This window comes from Streptomyces sp. NBC_01176 (assembly GCF_045039825.1).
Lineage (GTDB): Bacteria > Actinomycetota > Actinomycetes > Streptomycetales > Streptomycetaceae > Streptomyces.
Window position 1 is genome coordinate 4758609 of sequence record NZ_CP108600.1, and the last position, 23777, is coordinate 4782385.

Annotated in this window: 18 protein-coding genes; 7 read left to right on the plus strand and 11 right to left on the minus strand. The window is 69.6% G+C overall.

Translation table 11 applies throughout. The features are described from left to right. Positions 1-127 precede the first annotated feature (127 nt). The 5 genes from OG199_RS20455 (at position 128) to OG199_RS20475 (ending at position 8304) form a co-directional block, all read left to right on the plus strand. Complete coding sequence (locus OG199_RS20455) at positions 128-1321, plus strand: pyridoxal phosphate-dependent aminotransferase (RefSeq protein ID WP_405830666.1); 1194 nt, start codon at positions 128-130, stop codon at positions 1319-1321. Between the two features lie 236 nt (positions 1322-1557). Then, entirely contained in the window at positions 1558-1929 is a 372-nt protein-coding gene (locus tag OG199_RS20460; RefSeq protein WP_405830668.1) for a hypothetical protein, read from the plus strand. Next, positions 1919-6238: a DUF6531 domain-containing protein gene (locus OG199_RS20465; protein WP_405830670.1), complete on the plus strand. Its 4320-nt coding sequence runs from the start codon at positions 1919-1921 to the stop codon at positions 6236-6238. Before OG199_RS20460 ends, OG199_RS20465 begins: the two co-directional genes overlap by 11 nt. Further along, positions 6238-6705, plus strand: a complete 468-nt coding sequence (locus OG199_RS20470; protein WP_405830671.1) for a hypothetical protein — start codon at positions 6238-6240, stop codon at positions 6703-6705. Before OG199_RS20465 ends, OG199_RS20470 begins: the two co-directional genes overlap by 1 nt. Before the next feature lie 396 nt (positions 6706-7101). Beyond that, positions 7102-8304: a glycosyltransferase family 39 protein gene (locus tag OG199_RS20475; RefSeq protein ID WP_356797166.1), complete on the plus strand. Its 1203-nt coding sequence runs from the start codon at positions 7102-7104 to the stop codon at positions 8302-8304. A gap of 26 nt (positions 8305-8330) precedes the next feature. Here the strand turns inward: OG199_RS20475 and OG199_RS20480 are convergent, their stop codons facing one another. Together OG199_RS20480 and clpB are read right to left on the minus strand one after the other, a co-directional pair. Then, the gene (locus OG199_RS20480) at positions 8331-8861 is read right to left on the minus strand and encodes a YbjN domain-containing protein (RefSeq protein ID WP_153289451.1); all 531 of its coding nucleotides are present in this window, start codon (positions 8859-8861) and stop codon (positions 8331-8333) included. Positions 8862-9227: 366 nt separating this feature from the next. Further along, positions 9228-11825, minus strand: a complete 2598-nt coding sequence (clpB, locus tag OG199_RS20485) for an ATP-dependent chaperone ClpB (protein ID WP_405830674.1) — start codon at positions 11823-11825, stop codon at positions 9228-9230. A 172-nt stretch (positions 11826-11997) separates the two neighbouring features. Between clpB and OG199_RS20490 the strand changes: the two genes are divergently transcribed. Beyond that, complete coding sequence (locus tag OG199_RS20490) at positions 11998-12411, plus strand: TIGR03618 family F420-dependent PPOX class oxidoreductase (RefSeq protein ID WP_356797170.1); 414 nt, start codon at positions 11998-12000, stop codon at positions 12409-12411. A 190-nt stretch (positions 12412-12601) separates the two neighbouring features. Here OG199_RS20490 and OG199_RS20495 read toward each other — a convergent pair whose 3' ends face one another. Continuing rightward, positions 12602-12898 carry a (2Fe-2S)-binding protein gene (locus tag OG199_RS20495; protein ID WP_187285880.1) on the minus strand — a complete coding sequence of 99 codons (297 nt, stop codon included), beginning with the start codon at positions 12896-12898 and terminating at the stop codon, positions 12602-12604. Between the two features lie 393 nt (positions 12899-13291). Here OG199_RS20495 and OG199_RS20500 point away from each other — a divergent pair, with 393 nt between their 5' ends. Beyond that, positions 13292-14275 carry a helix-turn-helix transcriptional regulator gene (locus OG199_RS20500; protein WP_351716280.1) on the plus strand — a complete coding sequence of 328 codons (984 nt, stop codon included), beginning with the start codon at positions 13292-13294 and terminating at the stop codon, positions 14273-14275. Here OG199_RS20500 and OG199_RS20505 read toward each other — a convergent pair. From OG199_RS20505 to OG199_RS20540, 8 genes are all read right to left on the minus strand, one after another. Further along, complete coding sequence (locus OG199_RS20505) at positions 14238-15272, minus strand: helix-turn-helix transcriptional regulator (protein ID WP_356809539.1); 1035 nt, start codon at positions 15270-15272, stop codon at positions 14238-14240. The genes OG199_RS20500 and OG199_RS20505 overlap by 38 nt on opposite strands. A gap of 644 nt (positions 15273-15916) precedes the next feature. Then, positions 15917-16447, minus strand: a complete 531-nt coding sequence (locus OG199_RS20510; RefSeq protein ID WP_401806674.1) for a hypothetical protein — start codon at positions 16445-16447, stop codon at positions 15917-15919. Between the two features lie 113 nt (positions 16448-16560). Continuing rightward, positions 16561-17688, minus strand: coding sequence for a sugar ABC transporter substrate-binding protein (locus OG199_RS20515; RefSeq protein WP_401806671.1), 1128 nt, complete (start codon positions 17686-17688; stop codon positions 16561-16563). A 770-nt stretch (positions 17689-18458) separates the two neighbouring features. Further along, positions 18459-18905 carry a heat shock protein transcriptional repressor HspR gene (locus OG199_RS20520; protein ID WP_356809424.1) on the minus strand — a complete coding sequence of 149 codons (447 nt, stop codon included), beginning with the start codon at positions 18903-18905 and terminating at the stop codon, positions 18459-18461. Positions 18906-18909: 4 nt separating this feature from the next. Then, positions 18910-20097: a molecular chaperone DnaJ gene (gene dnaJ / locus OG199_RS20525; RefSeq protein ID WP_266700454.1), complete on the minus strand. Its 1188-nt coding sequence runs from the start codon at positions 20095-20097 to the stop codon at positions 18910-18912. Between the two features lie 33 nt (positions 20098-20130). Next, positions 20131-20793, minus strand: coding sequence for a nucleotide exchange factor GrpE (gene grpE / locus OG199_RS20530; protein ID WP_266700453.1), 663 nt, complete (start codon positions 20791-20793; stop codon positions 20131-20133). Beyond that, entirely contained in the window at positions 20790-22631 is a 1842-nt protein-coding gene (dnaK, locus tag OG199_RS20535; protein WP_356803619.1) for a molecular chaperone DnaK, read from the minus strand. Before dnaK ends, grpE begins: the two co-directional genes overlap by 4 nt. A 95-nt stretch (positions 22632-22726) precedes the next feature. Continuing rightward, entirely contained in the window at positions 22727-23746 is a 1020-nt protein-coding gene (locus OG199_RS20540; protein WP_405830678.1) for an MraY family glycosyltransferase, read from the minus strand. Positions 23747-23777: the final 31 nt, after the last annotated feature.

Sequence of the window (23777 nt, forward strand, 5' to 3'; positions counted from 1 at the left end):
CCGCGCTCCGCCGGCCAAAGCAGAGTTGAGCAACTCCTGAGCATCAGAAGTCGGGACGCCCCCGCCCGGGGTGCGGACCGGGACCGGACGGCGGGTGAGTTGAGGAACTCCACGGCTTGGGCGCAGGATGACCGGCATGACCTCCAACGGCCGCCGTCCGCTCCTCAACCGCCGACTCACCGAGTTCGGCACGACGATCTTCGCCGAGATGTCGGCCCTGGCGCTCAGCACCGACTCGATCAACCTCGGCCAGGGGTTCCCCGACACGGACGGGCCCGCGGAGATCCGGGAGGCGGCCGTACGGGCGCTGCGCGACGGACGCGGCAACCAGTACCCGCCGGGCCCCGGCGTGCCCGAGCTGCGGACGGCGATCGCCGTCCACCAGAAGCACCACTACGGGCTGTCGTACGACCCCGACCGCGAGGTACTGGTCACGGCGGGCGCCACCGAGGCCATCGCCGCGAGCCTGCTGGCCCTGGTGGAGCCCGGCGACGAGGTCATCGCCCTGGAGCCCTACTACGACTCCTACGCGGCCGGTATCGCGATGGCGGGCGGCACCCGCGTCCCGGTCACCCTGCGCCCGCACGAGGGCCGTTTCCGGCTGGACCTCGACGAACTGCGCGACGCGGTCACGGACAACACCCGGCTGCTCCTCCTCAACACCCCGCACAACCCCACCGGCACCGTCCTCTCCCGCGAGGAACTCGGCGAGATCGCGAAGCTCGCCGTCGAACGGGACCTGCTCGTCGTGACGGACGAGGTGTACGAGCACCTCGTGTTCGACGACGCCGAGCACGTGCCGCTGGCCACCTTCCCCGGGATGCGGGAACGCACCGTCACCATCGGCAGCGCGGGCAAGACCTTCTCCTTCACCGGCTGGAAGGTCGGCTGGATCACCTCCACGCCGGACCTCGTCACCGCCGTGCGGTCGGCGAAGCAGTTCCTGACGTACGTGACGTCGGGGCCGTTCCAGTACGCGATCGCCGAAGCGCTACGGCTACCGGACTCGTACTTCGACAACTTCCGCAGCGACCTCCGCCGCAAGCGCGACCTGCTCGGAGACGGCCTGCGGGCAGCCGGGTTCGAGGTCTACCAGCCCCAGGGCACGTACTTCATCACCACCGACATCACCCCCTTCGGCGAAAGGGACGCTTTCGCCTTCTGCCGCGCCCTTCCCGAACGCTACGGCGTCGTCGCCATCCCCAACTCCGTGTTCTACGACGATCCCGACGCCGGCCGCAGCCAGGTCCGGTTCACGTTCTGCAAGAAGGACGACGTCCTCCAGGAAGCAGCCCGTCGACTGCGCCGGCTGGCCGACTGAATTCACGGCCTCGTCGTCCCGAATGAGGGCCACCGGTGGCTCCGCCGAGGCCGCGCCTGTCCGCCTGTCCGCCTACGGGATGAGGACACTGAGCCGACCGCAGACGATGAACTTGACGTCGTTGACAGGCATTCTCACCATCAGCACATTGCCAGCGCATGCCTTCAATATGACTTTTCCTTGACCCACCTCCCTTAGGGTCGGAGGCCGCAGCTGCGAACCGGGGGGAAGCCTCGATGGGTGACGGTAAGGACCCGACCAAGGTCCTCGACATCAAGACCGCTGATCTGAAACGGGCGGCGCCGGACTTCCAGACGGCCGCCGTGGATCTCAGCAAGGCGCTAACCACTCTCATCAAGTCGCTGGACAGCCTGGGCGAGCCCTGGGGAAACGACAAGCAGGGCAAGGAGTTCGGCGACTCCTACAAACCGCTGCAGAAGAAGATCGAGAGCGCGGCGGCCACCCTGGTGCTCGGTCTGACGAGCATTCACGAGGCCACGGTGGACCTGGCGGACGGGCACGTGGACAACGACCAGTTGATCGCCGGCATGTTCACGCAAGTGAAGACCGTCAGCACCGACGGCGGGGACAGCGCCGGTGAGCGTTGAAGACGAGGCCCGCAAGATCCTGCTTCATCTGGGCCTGTGGTGGCCGGAGGCGGATTCCGGGAAGCTGCGGTCGGCTGCGACGGCCTGGCGCACCTTCGCGGGTGCCGTGGACGACGTGCGCGGACCTGTCAACCAGAGCGCGTCGTCGGTCATCCACAACAACACCGGTGAGTCCATCGAAGCGTTCGGGAAGTTCTGGGATCGGTACGCGAAGGGCAAGGACAGTGGCTGGCTGAGCGATCTGGCCGGCGCCGGACGCGACATGGCCACGGCGCTCGACAAGTTCGCCGACGCGATCGACGACGCCATCAACAAGCTCTGGACGCAGATCGGCATCGATGCCGCCGTGATCGCGGGCGGGGTGGCACTGGCCTTCTTCACCGCGGGCCTGGCCTCCGGCGCGGCCGTCGCGGCGGCCGACGCGATCATCGAGTTCGGCGCGGGCATGGGCGTGGCCGTGTCCACAACCGTGGCGGAGATAGCCGCGGGCACGCTGGTGGCGGCGTCGTTCGGTGGCATCGAGTCGGTGACCGTGGACCTGGCCGTGGCCCAGCCGCTGAAGATGGCGAGCGGTATGCAGCAGGGCTTCAGCCTGGACGAGGTCAACCAAGCCGCCAAGGACGGCATGATCTTCGGCGGCGTGCTGGGGGCGGGCGGTGGCACACTGAAGGCGGCCATGGAGGGAGGGCTCAGCGACACCCCACCGCTCCTGCTGCGCCCACTGTCCGTCCGCCCCGACCTGGTCGAACTGGGCCCGGCTGCCCGTAACGCCGAGCGCACGCCATGCGTCGGCGAGCCGATCGACGTGGCGACCGGCGCGATGCTGATGACGCAGACCGATCTGGCACTGCCGGGAAGCCTGCCACTGGAGTTCACGCGCACCCATCTGTCCTCGTACCGGGGTGGGGTCTGCTTCGGCCCGACCTGGATATCTACCCTGGACGAGTGCCTCCAGATCGACGGTGAGGGCGTGGTGTTCGCGGCGGCGGACGGCATGCGCCTCGTCTACCCGGTGCCGGAACCGGGCGTGGCGACCATGCCGTTTAAGGGCGCCCGCTGGCCCCTGGAATGGGACGGCAAACCGGACGGCGCGATGACGGTAACGGATCCGTCGACCGGTGTGGTCCGCTTCTTCGCCGCCCCCGTTCCCTCCCCCTCCTTCGGCGTCTTCCACCTCGCCCTCGACTCCTGGATCGACCGCAACGGCAACCGCGTCGATGTCGAACGCGACGACGACGGCATCCCGTTCGGCATCCGCCACTCGGGCGACCACTACATCGCCGTCGACACGACCGGCCCCCGTATCACGGCCCTACGCCTCCTCGACGAGCCCCCGTCCCGCTACACACGGAACGTGGCGGACGAGGGCACGGTCGTCATGCGCTACGACTACGACGCCACCGGAAACCTCACCAAGGTCATCAACTCCAGTGGTGAGCCTCTGTGCTTCGCTTACGACACCGAGGGGCGCGTCACCCGCTGGACTGACCGGAACAGCACCTGGTTCGGTTACGTCTACGACGAGCGCGGCCGGGTCGTCCGCACTGAGGGCGTCGATGGCATCCTCTCCGGCACGCTGACCTACGATGGCACCGCCCGCACGACGACGTACGTGGACTCTCTGGGCCGGGTCTCGGTGTACCGCTACAACGCCGAGGGCCAGGTCGAGGAGGAGACGGACCCTCTGGGACACGTCACCCGCACCCGCTGGGACGAGTCCGGCTCCCGACCGGTCGCCGTCACCGACCCTCTGGGGCGTACGACCCGGTATGCCTATGACGACTCAGGCAACCTGACGGAACTCACGCTGCCCGATGATTCGGTCGCGCGAGCCACGTGCAACGCCTTGGGGCAGCCGACCGAGGTCGTCGAGCCAGGCGGGGCGGTCTGGCGACACACCTACGACGAGCGGGGCAACCTCCTCACTACCGTCGACCCCACAGGGGCAGAGACCCGGTACACGCATGACGAGGCGGGCCACCCGACCACGATCACCGACGCCCTCGGCCACACCCGCACCATCGCGTACGACCTGGCCGGCCTGCCCACCGCGACGACCGACGAACGGGGTCACACCACTACGATCCGCCGGGACCTCTTCGGCCGGATCGTCGAGGTGACCGACCCGCTGGGTCACACCACTCGTCTGGGTTGGACCACCGAGGGCAAGCAAGCATGGCGCCAACACCCGGACGGCACGCGCGAGTCATGGACCTGGGACGCGGAAGGAAACCTCCTCAGCCACACCGACGCCGCCGGCAACACGACCCGCCACACTCCGGGCCCCTTCGACGTTCCCGCCGTACGCACGGACCCGGACGGCGCCCGCTACGAGTTCGCCTACGACACCGAGCTCCGTCTGACCGGTGTCACCAACCCACAGGGACGTACCTGGTCGTACACCTACGACGAGGCGGGCCGGCTGGCCGCGGAGACGGACTTCAACGGCCGCGCACTCACGTACGTCACTGACGCGGCCGGGCAGTTGACCTCGCGGACCAACGGCGCGGGGGAGACACTGCACTTCACGCGAAACGCGGTGGGCCAGGTGCTGGAGCAGCGGTCCGGGGAGGGCGCCGTCACGACGTTCACGTACAGCCCCGACGGCGGTCTCGCGCATGCGGCCAACGCTGAGGCCGAGCTCATACTGGAGCGGGACTGCCTGGGCCGTGTGCTGTCGGAGACGGTGAACGGCCGCACGACCACGTACGCCTACGACACTCTCGGTCGCCGTGTCCGCCGGATCACGCCGTCCGGGCTTGCCTCGGAGTGGACATACGACCCGGCGGGGCGCCCGCTGACCCTGCGCTCGTCCGTGGGCGAACTGCACTTCGTCCACGACCCCGCGGGCCGCGAGACAGAGCGCCGCCTAGGCAGAAAGGTGAAGCTGACCCAGAGCTGGAACCCGCGGAACCTCCTCACCAGTCAATGCCTAACCTCCGGCCCGGAGGCGGACGGCGTGGACCGTCTCCTCCAGCACCGCGTCTACGCCCACCGCGCCGACGGCTACCTCACCGAGATCCGCGAGCTGACATCTGGCACCCGCCGTTTCGACCTCGACGGCACGGGACGCGTCACTGGAGTGAGCGCCTACGGCTGGAGCGAGACCTACGCCTACGACTCGGCGGGCAATGTGGTGAACGCCACCGCGCACGCGCGCGACGAACCCGGCGAGCGGGAGTTCGACGGCACACTCGTCCGATCAGCGGGCAGAAGCGGCTACGAGCACGACCCGCAAGGGCGCCTGATCCGCAGCACCCGCAGACTCCTGAGCGGTGAGAGCCGTACGTGGACCTACGTCTGGAACGCCGAGGACCGTCTGACGGCGGTGGTCGCCCCGAACGGCGACCGTTGGTGTTACGTCTACGACCCACTGGGCCGGCGCATCTCCAAGCACCGGGTGGCCGAAGACGGCTCGCAGTACGACCGCACGGAGTTCAGCTGGGACAACACCCTGCTGGCCGAGCAGTCCACACCGGACGGCCGGGTGCTGACCTGGGACTACAAACCGGGCACCCCCCGCCCGGTGGCTCAGACGGACCACGAGCCGTCGGCCACGGGGCCGAACACATCGTTCCTGGCCCACTTGGCCAAGGAAACGCAGCCCGAGCGCTCAGCCCGTTTCCATGCCGTGGTCACGGATGCCGTCGGCACCCCCATGGAACTGGTGTCCGTGTCCGGAGACCTGCTCTGGCAGCGCCGTACCACCCTGTGGGGCGCTGGCTTGCCGATCCTGGACGACGGCGCCGGACGAACCGTCGACTGTCCGTTGCGCTTCCCGGGACAGTACGCCGACGACGAGACAGGACTGCACTACAATCTGCACCGCTATTACGACCCCGAGACGGCCCGGTACATCAGCGCGGACCCGCTGGGACTGGAGCCGGCGGCCAATCACTACGGCTACGTGCGCACTCCGCTCACCTGGATCGACCCTCTCGGGCTCTCCCCCTGCAACTACAGCACCGACGACTTGTCTCAGGTGGCCACCACCATCAAGAAGGGACAACTGTCGCCTGCCGGCAGGGCACTGCAGAAACACGGCGACCCGAGCCCGGGCAACCTGGCTAAACGCGGTCAAGCCCATGTCGATATGTACAATTTCGGCAAGCTGACCAACAGTGAACGAACAGAGATCGCCAATGAGATGATCGAGGACATACTCACCGACCCGAACGTGGTCGAGAAGGTCAACACCTCGGCGTCGGCTCAATACGGCGGCATCACCCGGGACTTCAGGGTGCCTGGAGGCTGGGGAGCCCGGTGGAGTTGGCGTGGCGGCCAACTCACTTTCGAAGGATTCCTGTGATGGCGGGGCAGCACGAGACCGAACCGGTCTACCAGGCAGACGACTTCGCAACAGATGGAGCCCTGCGGGACATCTCCGTCCTCGACGCCACGATCGACGACTGGCGACGCATGTTCGACGGTCTGCATGCGGTCCCGGGGCGCTTTGTCCTTACCTGGACGCTCTCCGGCACCACGGAGAGCGGGTCCCTCGAGGCCGCTGCCGTATGGTCCCGGCTTGAGCAGGACCCGGAGGAATCGGCGAGTCTGGCCATCGACGTCGACGGTGTCTGGTTCACCTGCTACTTCTTCGACATCGAAGAGATCGAGTTCACCTTCGATCCGTCCGACGTGGTCGACGAAGCAACCTTCGCGCCCGTCCGCTCCTTCGTGACCTGGCTGGGAACGGAGACAGGCCGGGAAGTCATCGTGACAATGGAAGGCACTGACCACGCTGCCATGCCTGCCCTGATCCGCTGGCGGCCGTGAAATTCGTCAAGGCCGACTGAGATCCCGAGCCGCACGGCCCACATCTGTAGCGAATCCACTTCCTGATCCCGAACCGGCCTTCTGGCCCACCCGCCGCGACATCGACCCCGTCACCACGGAGCCGACAGGCTACGCGCCAGGGGGCCGCCACGCACGGCAGGCGCGCCCTTCGTGCGCTTCGCGTTCTGCAAGCGGACCGAGGTGCTGGAAGAAGCGGCCCGGCGACTCCGCGCGACCCGCTAGGACGTGTCGCCGCAGGGCGCGCCGATCACGGGCGCGACGCGCTCTAGCACGCGGGGGACGGCTACCGCGGACGGCGCGCCGAAGCCTCGGAAACCGCACCCCGGCGGACGCGCAACGTTCGCAAACGCCCCGTGAGGGACGCAGAGTTCGGGTGTGACCCACGCCAGTACCCTTCCGGCCCCCGCCGTCCAGAAGTCAGGTGACGGGGACCGCGCCCCCGCGGCGCGGTCCGGGCGCAGCCTGCCCGCCGTCGTGTACGCGCTGGGGCTGTTCGTCCTGGCCCGGCTCGTCGGTGTCCTGGTGCTCGCCGGGACCGCCCGGGCCAACGGCAAGCACGCCCTCGCCCTGCTCGGACGCTCCTGGGACTCCCTCTGGTACCTGGGAATCGCCGCGCACGGCTACGTACGCGCCCAGCACTTCCGACCCACCGTCGTCCACAGCGACCTGGCGTTCTTCCCGCTGTACCCGGGGCTCGTCCGGGCCGTCACGGCGGTGACCCCGCTGAGCGGGGGCGCGGCGGGTCTGCTGGTGTCCTGGCTGGCCGCCGTGACCGCCGCGTGCGGGATCTACGCGATCGGGGCCCGGCTGCACGGCCGCGCGGTCGGCACGGCGCTCGTCCTGCTCTGGGGCCTGCTCCCGCACTCGGTGGTGCTGTCCCTCGCGTACACCGAACCCGTCCTCACCGCCTTCGCCGCCTGGTCCCTGTACGCGGTGCTCACCGGGAGCTGGCTGTGGGCCGGCGTGCTGGCGGCGCTCGCGGGCCTGTCACGGCCGAACGGCCTCGCGGTCGCCGCGGCGGTCCTCGCGGCGGCGGCCTGCGAGGTCTGGCGGCGGCGCGGCCGGAAAGTTCCCCACAGCCTGTGGACGGGCGCCGCGCTCGCGCCGCTCGGCTGGTGCGGCTATGTGCTGTGGGTGGGCCGCCGCCGGGGTGATCCGCTCGGCGGGTACTTCGAGGTGCAGCGGCTGTGGGGCTCACGCTTCGACTTCGGCGTGGGCGCACTGCGCTTCGTCAAGCACCTGCTGCTGCGCGGGGACCGCTTCGTGTTCCCCATGTCCCTGGTGATCGTGGCGGTGGCCGTACTGCTGTACGCGCTGCTGATCGCGGACCGGGCCCCGCTGCCCCTGCTCGTCCACAGCGGTGTCCTGCTGCTGATCGCACTCGGTGGCGCCGGGTTCTTCGAGTGCAAGCCGCGCTTCCTGCTGCCCGCGTTCCCGCTGCTGCTGCCGCTGGCCCGGGCACTGGTGCGGACGGCAAGAGCCCGGCCCTGGCACGCCGTCCTGGTGGTCGGCGCCCTGGCCGGGCTCTCGTTCGCCTACGGCGCGTATCTCGTCGTCATCGCGCACACGCCGCTGTAGAACCTGGCGGAAAACCAGTGGGAGGACTACTCGTCGTCGTCCTCGGGCTTGTCCGCCTCGTTCACTTCCTGCTCCAGGCCGAGCTGCTCGACGAGCCACTTGTCGAACTCGATGGCGGCCCGCACCCAGCTGACCGTCGACGACACGAAGTGTTCGAGGGCGACGCCGGTGCCGATCAGCATCTGCGCCTCGCCGATCAGGCGGACGGTGCCGTCGTCGTGCGTGTGGGTGTAGACCTTCGGCCACAGCGTGCGACGGTTCCAGTCGTCGATCGACTCCAGCAGCGTCGGCTTCTCGTCGATCTGGTGCGGCCGGTCGTAGAACGTCCGCACCGAGAAGACCTGCTGGTCACCCTCGCCGCGGAACATGAAGTACGTACGGAACTCCTCCCACGGCGCCGCGAGGTCACCCTCGTCGTCGACGACGTACTTCAGCTCCATCTGATCGAGGAGCTGCTTCACGAGGTCCTGATCCGGGACGACGGGGCCCGCCGGTCCGCCGGGCTGCGGCTCGGGCTGGCCCCCGAAATTCGGAATCGAGGACGGGTCGATGCTCACCGTGTATTTCCCTTCGTACGGATACCGCCATCCTCCCCCATCCGGGGCGGGGAGTGGCAACCCCTGACGGGGCCTGTCGGCCGGGGCGGCATGATCTCGTCACCGGCGGCCGGGGCGGAATCCGTCGTCGCGGGGGCGCGGGGCCCGGTACGACGGCGCCTCCGGCCCGCGGCGGCGGGGCGCGGGCGGGGTGTCGTCCGCGCCCGGTCCGACGCCGATCCGTTCACAACCGTGACCGGGCGGTGTCCGGTGCGAGGGCGAGAGTCGCCCGCCCTCGGCCGTCCTCACCCGCCCTCACCCGTCCTCGTCGCCCTGGGCAGGGCTCCTTCGGCGCCTACCCGTGCCGTGCGGCCGCGCCCGCCGGCGTCACAGCGTCTTGCCGGTCGCGGGTCCGACGATCAGGCCGTCCCCGAAGGCGTCCACCCGGACCGTGTCGCCGTCCTTGACCTCGCCCGCCAGGATCTCCTTGGCGAGCCGGTCGCCGATCGCGGTCTGGACGAGGCGGCGCAGCGGCCGGGCACCGTACGCCGGGTCGTTGCCCTCGATCGCGAGCCAGGCCAGGGCCGGGTCGGTGACCTCCAGGGTGATCCGGCGCTGCGCCAGCCGCCGCGCGAGGCGCTCGATCTGGAGCCTGGCGATGCGCTCCAGCTCCTCCCTGTCGAGGGCCGAGAAGACCACCAGGTCGTCGAGCCGGTTGAGGAACTCCGGCTTGAAAGAGGCCCGGACGACCTCCAGCACCTGCTGCTTCTTCTCCTCCGCGGAGGTCAGCGGCTCCACCAGGAAGTGGCTGCCCAGGTTCGAGGTGAGGATCAGGATGGTGTTGCGGAAGTCGACCGTCCGTCCCTGTCCGTCCGTCAGCCGCCCGTCGTCCAGCACCTGGAGGAGGATGTCGAAGACCTCCGGGTGCGCCTTCTCGACCTCGTCGAGCAGGATGACGCTGTACGGGCGCCGGCGCACGGCCTCCGTGAGCTGGCCGCCCTCCTCGTACCCGATGTAGCCGGGCGGGGCACCGACCAGCCGGGCGACGCTGTGCTTCTCGCCGTACTCGCTCATGTCGATGCGGATCATGGCCCGCTCGTCGTCGAAGAGGAAGTCCGCGAGGGCCTTGGCGAGTTCGGTCTTGCCGACGCCGGTCGGGCCGAGGAAGAGGAAGGATCCGGTGGGCCGGTCCGGGTCGGCGATACCGGCGCGGGTGCGCCGTACGGCGTCGGAGACGGCCTGCACGGCCTCGCTCTGGCCGATCAGCCGGCGGCCCAGCTCCTCCTCCATGCGCAGCAGCTTCTGCGTCTCGCCCTCCAGGAGCCGCCCGGCGGGGATGCCCGTCCAGGAGCCCACGACGTCGGCGATGTCGTCCGGGCCGACCTCCTCCTTCACCATCGTGTCGCCGGCGACTTCCTCCTCCGCCTCGGAGGCCTCCTCCAGGTCCCGCTCCAGGGTGGGGATCTCGCCGTAGAGCAGCTTGCTGGCGGTGTCGAAGTCGCCGTCGCGCTGGGCACGTTCGGCCTGGCCGCGCAGCTCGTCGAGCTTCTCCTTGAGCTCACCGACGCGGTTGAGGGACTGCTTCTCCTTCTCCCAGCGGGCGGTCAGCCCGCGCAGCTCCTCCTCCCTGTCGGCGAGGTCGCGGCGCAGCTTCTCCAGACGCTCCTTGCTGGCGGCGTCCGTCTCCTTGCTGAGCGCGAGCTCCTCCATCTTCAACCGGTCCACGGAGCGCTGGAGTTCGTCGATCTCGACAGGTGAGGAGTCGATCTCCATGCGCAGCCGGGACGCGGCCTCGTCGACCAGGTCGATGGCCTTGTCGGGCAGGAAGCGGGAGGTGATGTAGCGGTCGGAGAGGGTCGCGGCGGCGACCAGCGCGCTGTCCGCGATCACGACCTTGTGGTGGGCCTCGTAGCGCCCCTTGAGTCCGCGCAGGATCGCGATGGTGTCCTCGACGCTCGGCTCGGCGACCAGGACCTGCTGGAAGCGGCGCTCCAGGGCGGGGTCCTTCTCGATCCGCTCGCGGTACTCGTCGAGGGTGGTGGCGCCGACCATCCGCAGCTCACCGCGGGCGAGCATGGGCTTGAGCATGTTGCCCGCGTCCATCGAGGAGTCGCCGCCGGCGCCCGCGCCCACCACCGTGTGCAGCTCGTCGATGAAGGTGATGACCTGCCCGTCGGAGTCCTTGATCTCGGCGAGGACGGTCTTGAGCCGCTCCTCGAACTCGCCCCGGTACTTCGCCCCGGCCACCATGGCGCCGAGGTCGAGCGAGACGAGCCGCTTGTCCTTGAGGGACTCGGGCACGTCGCCCTTCACGATCCGCTGGGCGAGGCCCTCCACGACGGCGGTCTTGCCGACGCCGGGCTCGCCGATGAGGACGGGGTTGTTCTTGGTGCGCCGGGACAGCACCTGCACGACCCGGCGGATCTCCTGGTCCCGGCCGATGACCGGGTCGAGCTTGCCGTCGCGCGCGGCGGCCGTGAAGTCCGTACCGAACTTTTCGAGTGCCTTGTACTGGCCCTCGGGATCCGGGGTCGTCACCCGGCGCCCTCCCCTGGTCTTCTGAAACGCCTCCAGCAGCTTCTTCGCACTGGCGCCCTGCTGCGAGAGTACGTCCCCGCTCCGGCCGCCCTTCGCGGCGATGCCGATGAGCAGGTGTTCGGTGGACAGGTAGTCGTCGCCGAGTTCCTTCGCCTTGTCGGCCGCTTCGGCGATGACGGCGAGCAGCTCGCGGTTGGGCTGCGGCGGCGCGACGGTGGACCCGGTCACGCTGGGCAGGGCGGCCAGGACACGCTCGGCGGCGGCCCGTACGGAGGCCTGGTCGGCGTCGACGGCGGCCAGCAGATCGATGATGTTCTCGTTGTCCTGCCCCCCGAGCAGCGCGAGCAGCAGGTGTGCGGGGGTCAGGTCCGGGTGCCCCTCGGACACGGCCCGGGTGGTGGCCGCGTTGATCGCGTCCCGGCTCCTGTTGGTCAGCTCGGCGTCCACGTTCGCGTTCTCCTCCTGTGCACGGACTTCCTGAACGGACTCTCTGTACGGACTGCGCGTACGGGCCTTCCCGTACGGACTGACTCAGCCAACGTACACAAAGTTGAGTCTATTCCACTCAAGGTAGGCCCGGGGCGACTTGTGGCGGACCGGTCGGGTTACCTTTCGGACCATGGCCGCATATCCGGTGGACCCGCACGATCCCGATCCCGCCTACCTCGCCTTCTGGCGGGAGCGGCACCTGTGCACGCTGACCACGCTCCGGGCGGACGGCAGCCCGCACGTCGTTCCCGTCGGGGTCACCTACGATCCGCGGGCCGGCCTGGCCCGGGTCATCGCCGGCGGCTCCAGCGCGAAGGTGGGGCACGTGAGGGCAGCCGGGGCCGACGGCGCCCGGGTCGCGGTGTGCCAGGTGGACGGACGGCGGTGGGCGACGCTGGAGGGGCGCGCGACCGTCTCCGCCGAACCGTCGCGCGTCGCGGAGGCGGAGCGGCGGTACGCGGAGCGGTACGGGAGGACTCCCTCACCCAATCCGGCCCGGGTGGTGATCGAGATCAGACTGACCTCGGCGCTGGGGCGCGGCTGATTCGCCTCACGCCCGGTTCCGGCCTTCGTGACGGAGGCCGCACTCGCGTGGCCGAGGCCGCACTCGGGGGACGAGGCTCCGATACCAGGATGTTTCGCCCAAAACTGCAGCGGCGTCACCGTGTTCAGGTCACGGTGACGCCGCTGCGGGGGGAAGTACCTGCGCGATCTACTACGACGGGGGAATCGCGTCAGGCACTGCGGGGGGTGGCTGAGATGGTCCTTACATCCGGGGCTTCCGGCTCGGCCAGCTGGTGGTCACGCTGATCGAGGTTCACAAAGATCATTCCGTACCTGATGGCACATCGCACGGGCTGCGGCGCGCCGCGCGGGCGTCGCAGACACCGGTACGCCCGTACGTCCTCCTCCTCGTCCCGGGTGACGACGACCGGCTCTCCGAACACGGTCACCATCAGCGAGTCACCGGTGTGCGGGATCGCTGTCGCCAGGTCGATGAAGTGCCAGCCGGAGCGGTAGGCGGTTGCCATCTCGCGACGGAAGGAGCGGTCGTCGGGGGGCGTCGTCACGTCAACTCCCGGAGCCGTCATCCGCCGCCGGAGTCACAACCACGTCGTCCGCGGCTGGCGCCGGCCAGTGACTGTCCGCCAGTACGTTGTCCGTGGCCACCGCCGGCCAGTGACTGTCCGCAAGTACGTCGGCCTTCGTCTCGGAGAGGCCGCCCAGAGCTCCGAATGCCACCATGGCGGAGAAGGCGGCGACAAGCACCGAGCGAAGCATTTTGTTACGCATAGTCGGCTTCGTCCTCACTTGAAAGTCCCGTCTTCCCCCGTCGAATAAGACGATGGCTCATTCGGGCACGTCGTGGCCACATAATCGATGCATCATGTTCCTGCACGTTCAGGACCCTGGGGGGTGGAGTTTTGGCAACGAATCAGACTAATGCGACACATCCCCACGGTGTGACCCAGTTGTGCGAGGACGGAGGCCGTCTCTACGCGAACGCGCTGCGCACAGGACGAATCGCGCGCGAGGATGCGGAGCCCGCCCCCTGCTTGGTGGAACTGGCACTCCTCCACCCCGATCCCGATGACGCGAACTGGCTGCGTCCGGTGCCCCCTTCGGTGGCCCTGGCCCAACGACTCAACCCCATAGAGCGCGAGATCACCGAACGCAGGCGCCTCTCGATCGAGTTGAGTGACGCTTTTGAGCCGTTCATGGCTCTCAGCGTCCAAGGAGCGACGCTCACCCACTCCATCACGGTGCTGGAGGGCGGCGACCGTATCAACGCGGCGCTGAACCTGGCGACCGCCCAGTGCCAGCACGAGATGCTCACGATCCAGCCGAGCGACCGCGGCTCCGAGCGCAGCCTCCTCCAGGGACTGGAACGCGACCGGCCGCTGATCGAACGTGGTGTGAAGATCCGGACGCTCTATCAGCACACCGCCCGCTACAGTCCCGACAAACTGGCCTACGTGGCACAGCTGTCCGACGGCAAGGTCGAGTACCGCACCATCGACGAGCTGGTGGAGCGCCTCATCGTCTGCGACGAGAGCGTCGCCTTCATCCCCACCCGCGACGACCAGCAAGTCGCCCTGGAACTACGTCATCCGGGACTCGTCCGCTACCTGATCAAGGTCTTCGAGTTCATCTGGGGCCGCGCCGTCCCGCTCACCGCCGGCGCGCCCTACGAGACCGCCCCGGGCGGCATCACCAACATCCAGCACTCCATCGCCAAACTGCTGGTGGAGGGCCACGTCGACGAGGCCATCGCCCGCCGTCTCGGCATGAACGTCCGCACCTGCCGCGCCCACGTCGCCAAACTGGCCACCGCGCTCGGCAGCGGCAGCCGGGCACAACTCGGCTATCTCATCGCCCAGTCGGGGATTCTGGACCAGGAGCACTGAACGGCAGCAGCTCCGGGGAGCGCGGCGGCCCGTCGAGCCCCGCCTGCGCGATCCGGACGCCCAACTGCGTGCGGCTCGCCGCTCCCAGGGTCTCCGAGAGGCGCGCGATGTGCGCCCGGCACGTCCGCACACTGATCCCCAGCCGCTCCGCGACCACCGCGTCCTGGTGCCCCTCGGCGAGCAGCGCCGCGATCGAACGCTCGCGATGGGTGATGCCGTCGATACCGGTCTCCGGGAGCGGGGCGGCGAGCGGGATCGCCAGCCGCCACAGCCGCTCGAAGACCGTCACCAGGTAGTCGACCAGCGCCGGGTGCCGCAGCTCCAGCGCGATCGTGCGGTCGTCGTTGGCCGGGATGAACGCCACCTTGCGGTCGAAGAGGATGAGCCGCTCGACCACCTCGTCGAGCGTCCGGGCCTCCGCCGCGCCGCCCATCATCTCCATGTAGTTGTGCAGGCCCTGGCCGTGCCGTGCCACATGCGTGTACAGGTCCCGCATCCGCACGCCCCGCCGGCGCATCTCCAGCGCCCGGTGCAGGCCCTCCGACAACTCGTCCTCGCGGCGGATGCCGCCCGGCTGCACCGTCAGCACCTCGCTGGTGCACGCCTCGGTCGCCTCGTCCATCGCGGCCCGGATCCTGGGCAGTCCGTCCAGGACGCGGATCGCCACCCCCTCGGCCTGCGCGTGCAGGCGGCCGCCGAGCCCGGCGTACCACTCGAACGCCGCCACCGCGTCGCCCACCCGCGCCTGGCTCGCGCTGACCTCCTCGTACACACCCCGGATCAGCCGCGTCATGACCTCCTGCGGCGAGGTCGGCACCAGCCACCCCATGTCGTCGGGGTCCGGGTGCAGCAGCGCCAACTCGACCAGGCAGGGCACCGCCTCCGCGTCACCGCGCGGCACCCGCCCGCGCCGCACGGCCCGGGAGTACACCCGGTCCCCGGCGTCGCACAGTCGGTCAGCGCCGTGCGGATGCCTGTCCGCCCCGTGCCCGGCCATCTCCCACCCCTGGCTCCAACCTCCGGCTCCAGCAACCTCCGTGATGCGACGCTGCGCACCGTCCACGGCGGAGCACTTCCGCACTGCGGACCCCATGGCCCGCGTCTTCCGCAGCGCAACTATGCGCGGCCCCGACCGCCATCGCAACACGGGCGCGCCCCCCGCGCGCCCCCTCTCGCCCGCATACGTCCGGAAATTCCCCCACCTCCGCATCGCGCCCTGCAACAACATGACGGTGACACCGCTCCACCCCGCGCCGCCTCGGCCGACGCGATGGCCGGCCGAGTCCGCGACCACCGCGACGTGACCCCGCGTCAGGGCGCCCACGCGGGGGTGACCGGCGGCCCGCCGGAGGTGACGGCGGCGCTCACCAGGGAGGCGTGAGGAACGGCCTGGAGGGCCCGAGGGACGGTTACGGGGCTCGCCCTGGAGGTAACCGTGGCGACGAGTACGCGGGGCCCGCTCAGCCACGCCCGGGGCCGGATCGCCCCTCCGCTCACGGGATCCTCAACAGGCCTTCGCAGAGGGCGATTTCGGGGACGGTGACTTCAGGATCGGTGACGGGAACGGTGACTCCGGCGTGGATCAGCCCGTGCGGTGAGGACGGAGCGCCCCACCGGGCCTCGGCTCGCGAGGGACTCGCCTCAGACAGCCGTGGCCCAGCTCCTGAGCAGCGCCTCCCGGGCGGCCCGCCAGGGTGTGACGCCGTCGCCCTCGACGCTCCCCCACTCCAACAGCCGCGCCACGTCCGCCGTGCCCTCGACGAAGCGGTCCAACAGGTCCAGCGACAGTTCGTACTCGGACTGCACATAGCCCCCGACGGCCGCCGTGTACACCGTCAGTTCGACCTTCTCCTCGTCCGTGCGGACGTGGAGTTCGAACGCGGGCGGCGCCTCACCGCCGCCCGTGGCCACGTCGAGGACCGTGTCCATCACGCTGTTCACCAGCCACCGGGTACTGGAACGCACCTGCGCGTCGTGCACGGTGACCGCGCGCACGTCCCGCCACGCCCAGAAGCCCTTCTGGTCCGTGCCCACGGCCTCCAGGCCCTCGGGGGTGAGCCGCACCCCGCGCCCGTTCCCCGCGGGCTCGGCGCCCACGTACACGCTCTTCTCGGTGATCCAGAACAGGCCGATCATGGCCATGGGCGCCTCCAGTACGAACGCATCGAGCACGGTCTCCCGGTGAGACCCCGGCCGACCCGGAACGGTTCACCCGGGCCGTGAAAGACGGACGCGCGGGAGCCCCGGGCCGGGGCTCCCGCGCGCAGGTCGCGGGACAGGTACGGCTACTTGAGGCCGGCCGCCGCACAGGCCGACTTGTACTTGGCCGTGCAGATCTCGCTGAGGCTGTAGATGTTGTCCTGGAGCACCGTTTCCTTGATGTTGTCCTTGGTGAGGGCGACCACGGGCACGAGCTGGGCCGGGATCTTCTGGGCCGTGGGGCTGTCGACCTTGTCGCGGGTCAGCGCGTCGAACTCGATCCCGCGGCCCTGGACCTTCGCCACGGCCATCTCGGCGGCGGCCGTGGCCTCCTGCGGGTACGACTTGTAGACGCTCATGTACTGCTCGCCCAGCAGGATCCGCTGCACCGCGTCGAGTTCGGCGTCCTGGCCGGTGACCGGCGGCACCTTGTTGACACCCATCGTCTTCATGGCGTCGATGACCCCGCCCGCGAGGCCGTCGTTGGCGGAGTAGACACCGGCGACGTTGCTGAGGCCGATGGCCGAGATGGCCTTCTCCATGTTGGCCTTGGCCTGGGCCGGGTCCCAGTCCTTGGTGTCGTACTTCTGGGCGATCTCGACCTTGCCGTCGAGCACGGACATGGCGCCCGCCTTGAACTGCGCCGCGTTCGGGTCGGTGGGCGCGCCGTTCATCATCACGATCTGCTTCGTGGCGGTGTTGGTGCCCAGGGCCTTCAGGAGTTCCTTGCCCTGCACCTCGCCGACGAGCTCGTTGTCGAAGGAGATGTACGCGTCGATCGGGCCTTCGGCCAGACGGTCGTAGGCGATGACGGGGATGCCCGCGGCCTTGGCCTTGCGCACACCGCCGGCGATGGCCTTGGAGTCGACCGCGTCCACGAGGAGGACGTCGACCTTGTCGTCCACCAATTGCTGGAGCTGGGCGTTCTGCTTGCTCGCGCTCTGCTCGGCGTTGAGGTGGATGACCTCGCCCTTGCCGTTGGTCAGCTTCTTGACCTGCTCATTGATGATCGGGTAGTCGAACTTCTCGTAACGCGTGTTCGCCTTCTCGGGCAGAAGGAGACCCACCTTGATGTCGTCGCCCTTGGTCGGGCTCGCCTTGGAGTCGCTGCCGCCGATCCCGTCGACGACCCCGCAGCCGGCGAGTGAGACGGCGATCGCGGACGAGGCCAGGGCTATGGCCGTACGACGAAGCCGGGTGTTACGAGTGTTCACATCAGGTGCCTTCCGGGCGAGGTAGCTGCTTTGCGACCCAGGTGGCTGAAAGCCAACGCGGCGATCACCTCAGCGTCAAGGAGTAACCACTTAACGAGATGGCAACAGCAATCTGTGTTCTCCAAGTGAACACGATGGGAAGAGGCTGCACCTCCACTTCCACGTAAGCCCTGCGGAGTACTTCGTTCCCACACACCTCGTCAGGACCGGGGCAACCCACGCCTCCGACCTGGAGACTTGAAGATGGCCGAGTATCGCCGCAGCTCCGGACGCGCGAGCGAGACTCCGGTCCGACGCGACGGGGCGGCCCGCACCGGGGCCGAAGTGATCTGTGTCACTCGCCGACCGGTCCGTCGCGCGCATCGCACAACTCCGGCCGCAATGACCGATTATGTCTCGGCCGCCTACAAACGGCAGTTCACGTGAACGTCGTTTTCCTGGGCACACCGAAGAAAAACGGACTGCTGCGTCCATGGCGCCGACTTGGCCGGTTCGGCCCCCTCCCGGCCGCACCCGCGGGACCGGTCTCCGGCAGAACGTCACCGCCCGCCGAGACAGGCCGACGCCCTCGCCGTTCCCGACGGCGGACACCCCTTCGCTCCGGCCACGCCGCGCGGACCGGTTCCGCCGTCGCCGGGTCCGCCCGCGCCCGCGCGGGCAACTCGCCCGCCCGGCAGGCCTCTTCGCCCGATGCCCACGGCCCCGGCGGCCGGCGCACGCGAAGGGGCCGGGAGGTGATCCACCTCCCGGCCCCTTCGACGCTCGGGGAACTACTCCGCCGACCGCTTCGGCCGCCACACCACCAGCGCGCTCGTCTGCTGGACCTCCTGGTACGGGACCAGGTCCCGCCGGTAGGAGGCGTGGACGGCGGCCTCGCGCTGCTGCATGGCCGCCGCCGCGCCGTCCAGGGCCGACTCCAGCTCCACGACACGGGACTGAAGCGCGGCGACCTGGTTCTCCAGCTCGATGATGCGCTTGATGCCGGCCAGGTTGATGCCCTCGTCCTGCGACAACTGCTGGACCGTGCGCAGCAGTTCGATGTCGCGGGCCGAGTAGCGCCGACCGCGTCCGGGCGTGCGGTCCGGGGAGACCAGGCCGAGGCGGTCGTACTGACGCAAGGTCTGCGGGTGCAGGCCGGAGAGCTGGGCCGCCACCGAGATGACGTAGACCGGGGTCTCCTCGGTCAGTTCATAGGGGTTTCGACGACGGCCGTCCATCTGCTCATGCTCCCTTCGCGGCCTGGAACAGCTCCGCCCGCGGGTCCTCGTCCGCGGTTGCCTCGCGATACGCCTCCAGGGCGTCACGCGCCTTGCCCGACACGTCCGTGGGGACCGCGACCTCGACGGTGACGAGGAGGTCGCCGCGGGTGCCGTCCTTGCGGACCGCGCCCTTGCCGCGGGCCCGCATCGTACGGCCGTTGGGCGTGCCCGGGGGCAGTTTCAGGGTGACCGGGGGGCCGCCCAGGGTCGGTACCCGCACCTCGCCGCCGAGTGCCGCCTCCGCGAAGGTGACGGGCACGGTGACGGTGAGGTTGTCGCCCTTGCGGCCGAAGACCGGGTGGGCGTCCACATGGACCGTGACGTACAGGTCGCCGGCCGGGCCGCCCCGTTCGCCCGGAGCGCCCTTGCCGCGCAGGCGGATGCGCTGGCTGTCCGAGACCCCGGCGGGGATACGGACCTGCATCGTGCGCGAGGACTTGGCGCGGCCGCTGCCCTGGCAGATCTCGCAGGGGTGCTCCGCGATGAGCCCGCGGCCCTTGCAGTCGGGGCACGGGTCGGTGAGCGAGAAGCCGCCGCCCGAACCCCGCGCCACCTGTCCGGTGCCGACGCACGTCGGGCACACCCGGGGTGTGCCGTTCGCGTCGCCGGTGCCGGAGCAGGCCTTGCAGGGAGCCTGCGAGGTCATCCGCAGCGGGACCGTCGCGCCGTCCACCGCCTCGGTGAAGCTCAGCGTCACCTCGGTGTCGATGTCCTGACCGCGCCGGGGCTGGGTCCGGGTGCCGGTGCCCGCGCCGCCGCGGTTGAACAGGCCCCCGAAGACGTCACCGATGCCGCCGCCGAAGCCGCCGGCACCGCCGCCCGCGCCGCCCTGGGCGCCGCCTCCGAAGAGGTCGCCCAGGTCGAAGTTGAAGTTGCCGCCGCCCGCTCCGGGCCCCGGACGGAAGCCGCCGTTGCCGAAGAGGGCGCGTGCCTCGTCGTACTCCTTGCGCTTCTTGACGTCCCCGAGGATGTCGTTGGCCTCGGAGATCTCCTTGAAGCGCTCCTCGGCCTTGGCGTTGCCCTTGTTGGCGTCCGGGTGGAACTCGCGGGCGAGCTTCCGGTACGCCTTCTTGATCTCGGCCTCGGTGGCGTCCTTGGGGACGCCGAGGACCTTGTAGTAGTCCTTCTCGATGAAGTCCTTGGTGCTCATCCCCGACGTCCCTCCTTCCTCATCGTGTCAACGTCAGCCCTCGTCCGGGCCACCGCTCTCCTTGTCCTCGGCCGCCTCAGCCGTCGTGTCGTCGGACTTGACGGACTGCGCGCCCGGCTGGGGCTCGGCGACCGCCACCCGCGCGGGGCGGATGGTGCGCTCGCCGAAGCGATACCCGGGCTGCAGAATCGCCACGCACGTGGTCTCCGTGACGTCCGGCGCGTACGAGTGCATCAGGGCCTCGTGGATCATCGGGTCGAAGGGCTCGCCCTCCTTGCCGAACTGCTGAAGCCCCATCTTCGCCGCGACGGTCTCCAGCGACTCGGCCACCGACTTGAAACCGCCGACCAGTTCACCGTGTTCCCGCGCGCGGCCGATGTCGTCGAGGACGGGCAGGAGCTCGGTCAGAAGGTTCGCGATGGCGACCTCCTTGACCGCGATCCGGTCGCGCTCGACCCGGCGGCGGTAGTTCTGGTACTCGGCCTGGAGCCGCTGGAGGTCCGCGGTGCGCTCTCCGAGCGCCGTACGCACCTGGTCCAGCTGGGCCGTCAGACCGGCGGTCTGTGCTGCGGCTGATGCGTCCCCGGCCGGGGACGCCCCCTCCGCGGAGGGGGCGTCCTTCGGCTCGGCGTCGTCAGGGGTGGCGCCGGAGGGGACGTCAGGCTTCTCTTCGAAACCCGGGGTCTCCTCCGTCACGCGGCACCGTCCTTGCGGTCCTCGTCGACGATCTCGGCGTCCACGACGTCGTCCTCGGCCCTGGCCTGCTCGGCACCCTCGGCGCCGGCGCCGGCCTGCGCGGCCTGGGCGTCGGCGTACATGGCCTGGCCCAGCTTCTGCGAGACGGCGGCGACCTTCTCGGTGGCCGTACGGATCTCGGCGGTGTCCTCGCCCTTGAGCGCGGCCTTCAGCTCCTCGACGGACGCCTCGACCTCGGTCTTGACGTCACCGGGGACCTTGTCCTCGTTGTCCTTGAGGAACTTCTCCGTCTGGTAGACGAGCTGCTCGCCCTGGTTGCGGGTCTCGGCGGCCTCGCGGCGGGCGTGGTCCTCCTCCGCGTACTTCTCGGCCTCTTCGCGCATCCGGTTGACCTCGTCCTTCGGCAGCGAGGAGCCACCGGTGACGGTCATCTTCTGCTCCTTGCCCGTGCCCAGGTCCTTCGCGGTCACGTGCATGATGCCGTTGGCGTCGATGTCGAAGGCGACCTCGATCTGCGGGACGCCGCGGGGCGCCGGCGGCAGACCGGTCAGCTCGAACATCCCGAGCTTCTTGTTGTACGCCGCGATCTCGCGCTCGCCCTGGTAGACCTGGATCTGCACGGACGGCTGGTTGTCCTCGGCCGTCGTGAAGATCTCGGAACGCTTGGTCGGGATCGTGGTGTTGCGCTCGATGAGCTTGGTCATGATCCCTCCCTTGGTCTCGATGCCGAGGGACAGCGGGGTCACGTCGAGGAGCAGGACGTCCTTGACCTCACCCTTGAGGACACCGGCCTGCAGGGCGGCGCCGATGGCGACGACCTCGTCCGGGTTGACACCCTTGTTGGCCTCGTTGCCGCCGGTCAGCTCCTTGACGAGCTCGGCGACGGCCGGCATACGGGTGGAGCCACCGACGAGAACGACGTGGTCGATCTCGGACAGGTTGATGCCCGCGTCCTTGATGACGTTGTGGAACGGCGTCTTGCAGCGCTCCAGAAGGTCGGCCGTGAGCTGCTGGAACTGGGCGCGCGTGAGCTTCTCGTCCAGGTGCAGCGGGCCCTCGGCGGAGGCCGTGATGTAGGGCAGGTTGATCGAGGTCTCGGTGGACGAGGACAGCTCGATCTTGGCCTTCTCCGCGGCCTCACGGAGGCGCTGGAGGGCCATCTTGTCCTTGGCGAGGTCCACGCCGTGACCGGACTTGAACTGCTGCACCAGGTAGTCGACGACCCGCTGGTCCCAGTCGTCACCACCGAGGTGGTTGTCGCCGTTCGTCGCCTTCACCTCGACGACGCCGTCGCCGATCTCCAGGAGGGACACGTCGAAGGTGCCGCCACCGAGGTCGAAGACGAGGATCGTCTGGTCGTCCTTGTCCAGGCCGTACGCGAGCGCGGCGGCCGTGGGCTCGTTGACGATACGCAGGACGTTCAGGCCCGCGATCTCGCCGGCCTCCTTCGTCGCCTGACGCTCGGAGTCGTTGAAGTACGCGGGAACGGTGATGACCGCGTCCGTGACCTTCTCACCCAGGTAGGCCTCGGCGTCGCGCTTCAGCTTCTGCAGGATGAAGGCGCTCATCTGCTGCGGGTTGAAGTGCTTCCCGTCGAGCTCGATCTTCCAGTCCGTACCCATGTGACGCTTCACCGAGCGGATGGTCCGGTCCACGTTCGTGACCGCCTGGCGCTTGGCGACCTCGCCGACGAGCACCTCACCGTTCTTGGCGAAGGCGACGACGGACGGCGTGGTCCTGGCACCCTCGGCGTTGGTGATGACGGTGGGCTCGCCGCCCTCCAGAACGCTGACGACGGAGTTAGTCGTGCCCAGGTCGATGCCGACCGCACGTGCCATTTCAATTCCTCCAGCAATGACTTGAGTGGAACGGACTCAAGTGTGCACGACGTCCAGCTTCCGGTCAACAGAGCTGAGTCGAGGGGGCTCAAGTCTTATCTGTTCCTTACACGCAGGTACGCGCTGACCTGCGGCTTCCCCGGGAAGCTCGTCCCATACACAGGGACACGAAGGAGTACCAGGACCACCACGGCGGCGCCGCCCGCCACCCACAGGGCCGTCGCAGCCCCCACCCACCCCAAGTCGATCAGCATGCCGACGAGTGCACCCGCGAAGCCGGTGATCCCGACGAGCACCGCGGCACCCTGCGGGGTGACACCGAGATGCCGCAGCCGGTGGACGAGGTGGTCGGGAGCGCCGCACCGCAGCGGACGCCCGGCCCGCTGCCGCGACACCAGGACCAGCACCACGTCGGCGGTCGCCACCACCGTCAGCGCGAACACGGCCCCCACGCCCGACCCGGCCTCCCGGCCGGCGTGCACCAGCACCGCGGCCGAGGCCAGCACGAACCCGGCGAACAGGCCGCCGCAGCGCCCCGGCACGATCCGGGCGGGCGGCCAGCCGTGCATCAGGAACCCGGTCAGCGCGGCGGCCAGCACGCTCAGCAGCGTCGCCACCCCGTCCATGACCTCCGCGGCCGCGCACCCGCTCAGGGCGAAGGCGGTGACCACGGCGACCGTCCCCATCACTCCATCGGCGTGATCGAGGGAGGTGAAGGCGTGCGCGACGAGGACGATGCACCCGACGGCCACGAACCCCGCGGGCAGTCCGAGTTCGTCGAACGGCACGCTCAGCGCGGCGGCGGCGGTCACGACGGCCGCCCGCACCGCGAGCGGTACGGGTCTCAGGTCGGCGACCAGCCCGAGGACACCGACCCCCACCCCGGCGACCAGCAGCCGCCCGGCCGCGGGGCCGAGCGGGGCCACGTCCGTCCAGTCACCGGCCCCGGCGACGAGCGCCGTCGCGACGATCACCGCCGGACCGCCGAGCAGCGCCACCAGCCGCCCCTGCCGCCGTTCGACCGCGCCGAGGCGCAGAGCGAGCGTCCGCAGCAGCGCGGCGAGCAGGGCGGCGAGGAACAGGGCGGCGAGGGCGGCGGCGATTCCGTACAGCACAGCGCCAACTTAGGGTTGAATGTCTGAAATG

Bases quoted from the DNA above. Each gene is read 5' to 3' on its own strand.
- OG199_RS20455 (WP_405830666.1), top strand. From the start codon at position 128: ATGACCGGCATGACCTCCAACGGCCGCCGTCCGCTCCTCAACCGCCGA.
- OG199_RS20460 (WP_405830668.1), top strand. From the start codon at position 1,558: ATGGGTGACGGTAAGGACCCGACCAAGGTCCTCGACATCAAGACCGCT.
- OG199_RS20470 (WP_405830671.1), top strand. From the start codon at position 6,238: ATGGCGGGGCAGCACGAGACCGAACCGGTCTACCAGGCAGACGACTTC.
- OG199_RS20490 (WP_356797170.1), top strand. From the start codon at position 11,998: ATGGCCGCATATCCGGTGGACCCGCACGATCCCGATCCCGCCTACCTC.
- OG199_RS20495 (WP_187285880.1), bottom strand. From the start codon at position 12,898: ATGGCAACCGCCTACCGCTCCGGCTGGCACTTCATCGACCTGGCGACA.
- OG199_RS20505 (WP_356809539.1), bottom strand. From the start codon at position 15,272: ATGGCCGGGCACGGGGCGGACAGGCATCCGCACGGCGCTGACCGACTG.
- OG199_RS20520 (WP_356809424.1), bottom strand. From the start codon at position 18,905: ATGGACGGCCGTCGTCGAAACCCCTATGAACTGACCGAGGAGACCCCG.
- dnaJ (WP_266700454.1), bottom strand. From the start codon at position 20,097: ATGAGCACCAAGGACTTCATCGAGAAGGACTACTACAAGGTCCTCGGC.
- dnaK (WP_356803619.1), bottom strand. From the start codon at position 22,631: ATGGCACGTGCGGTCGGCATCGACCTGGGCACGACTAACTCCGTCGTC.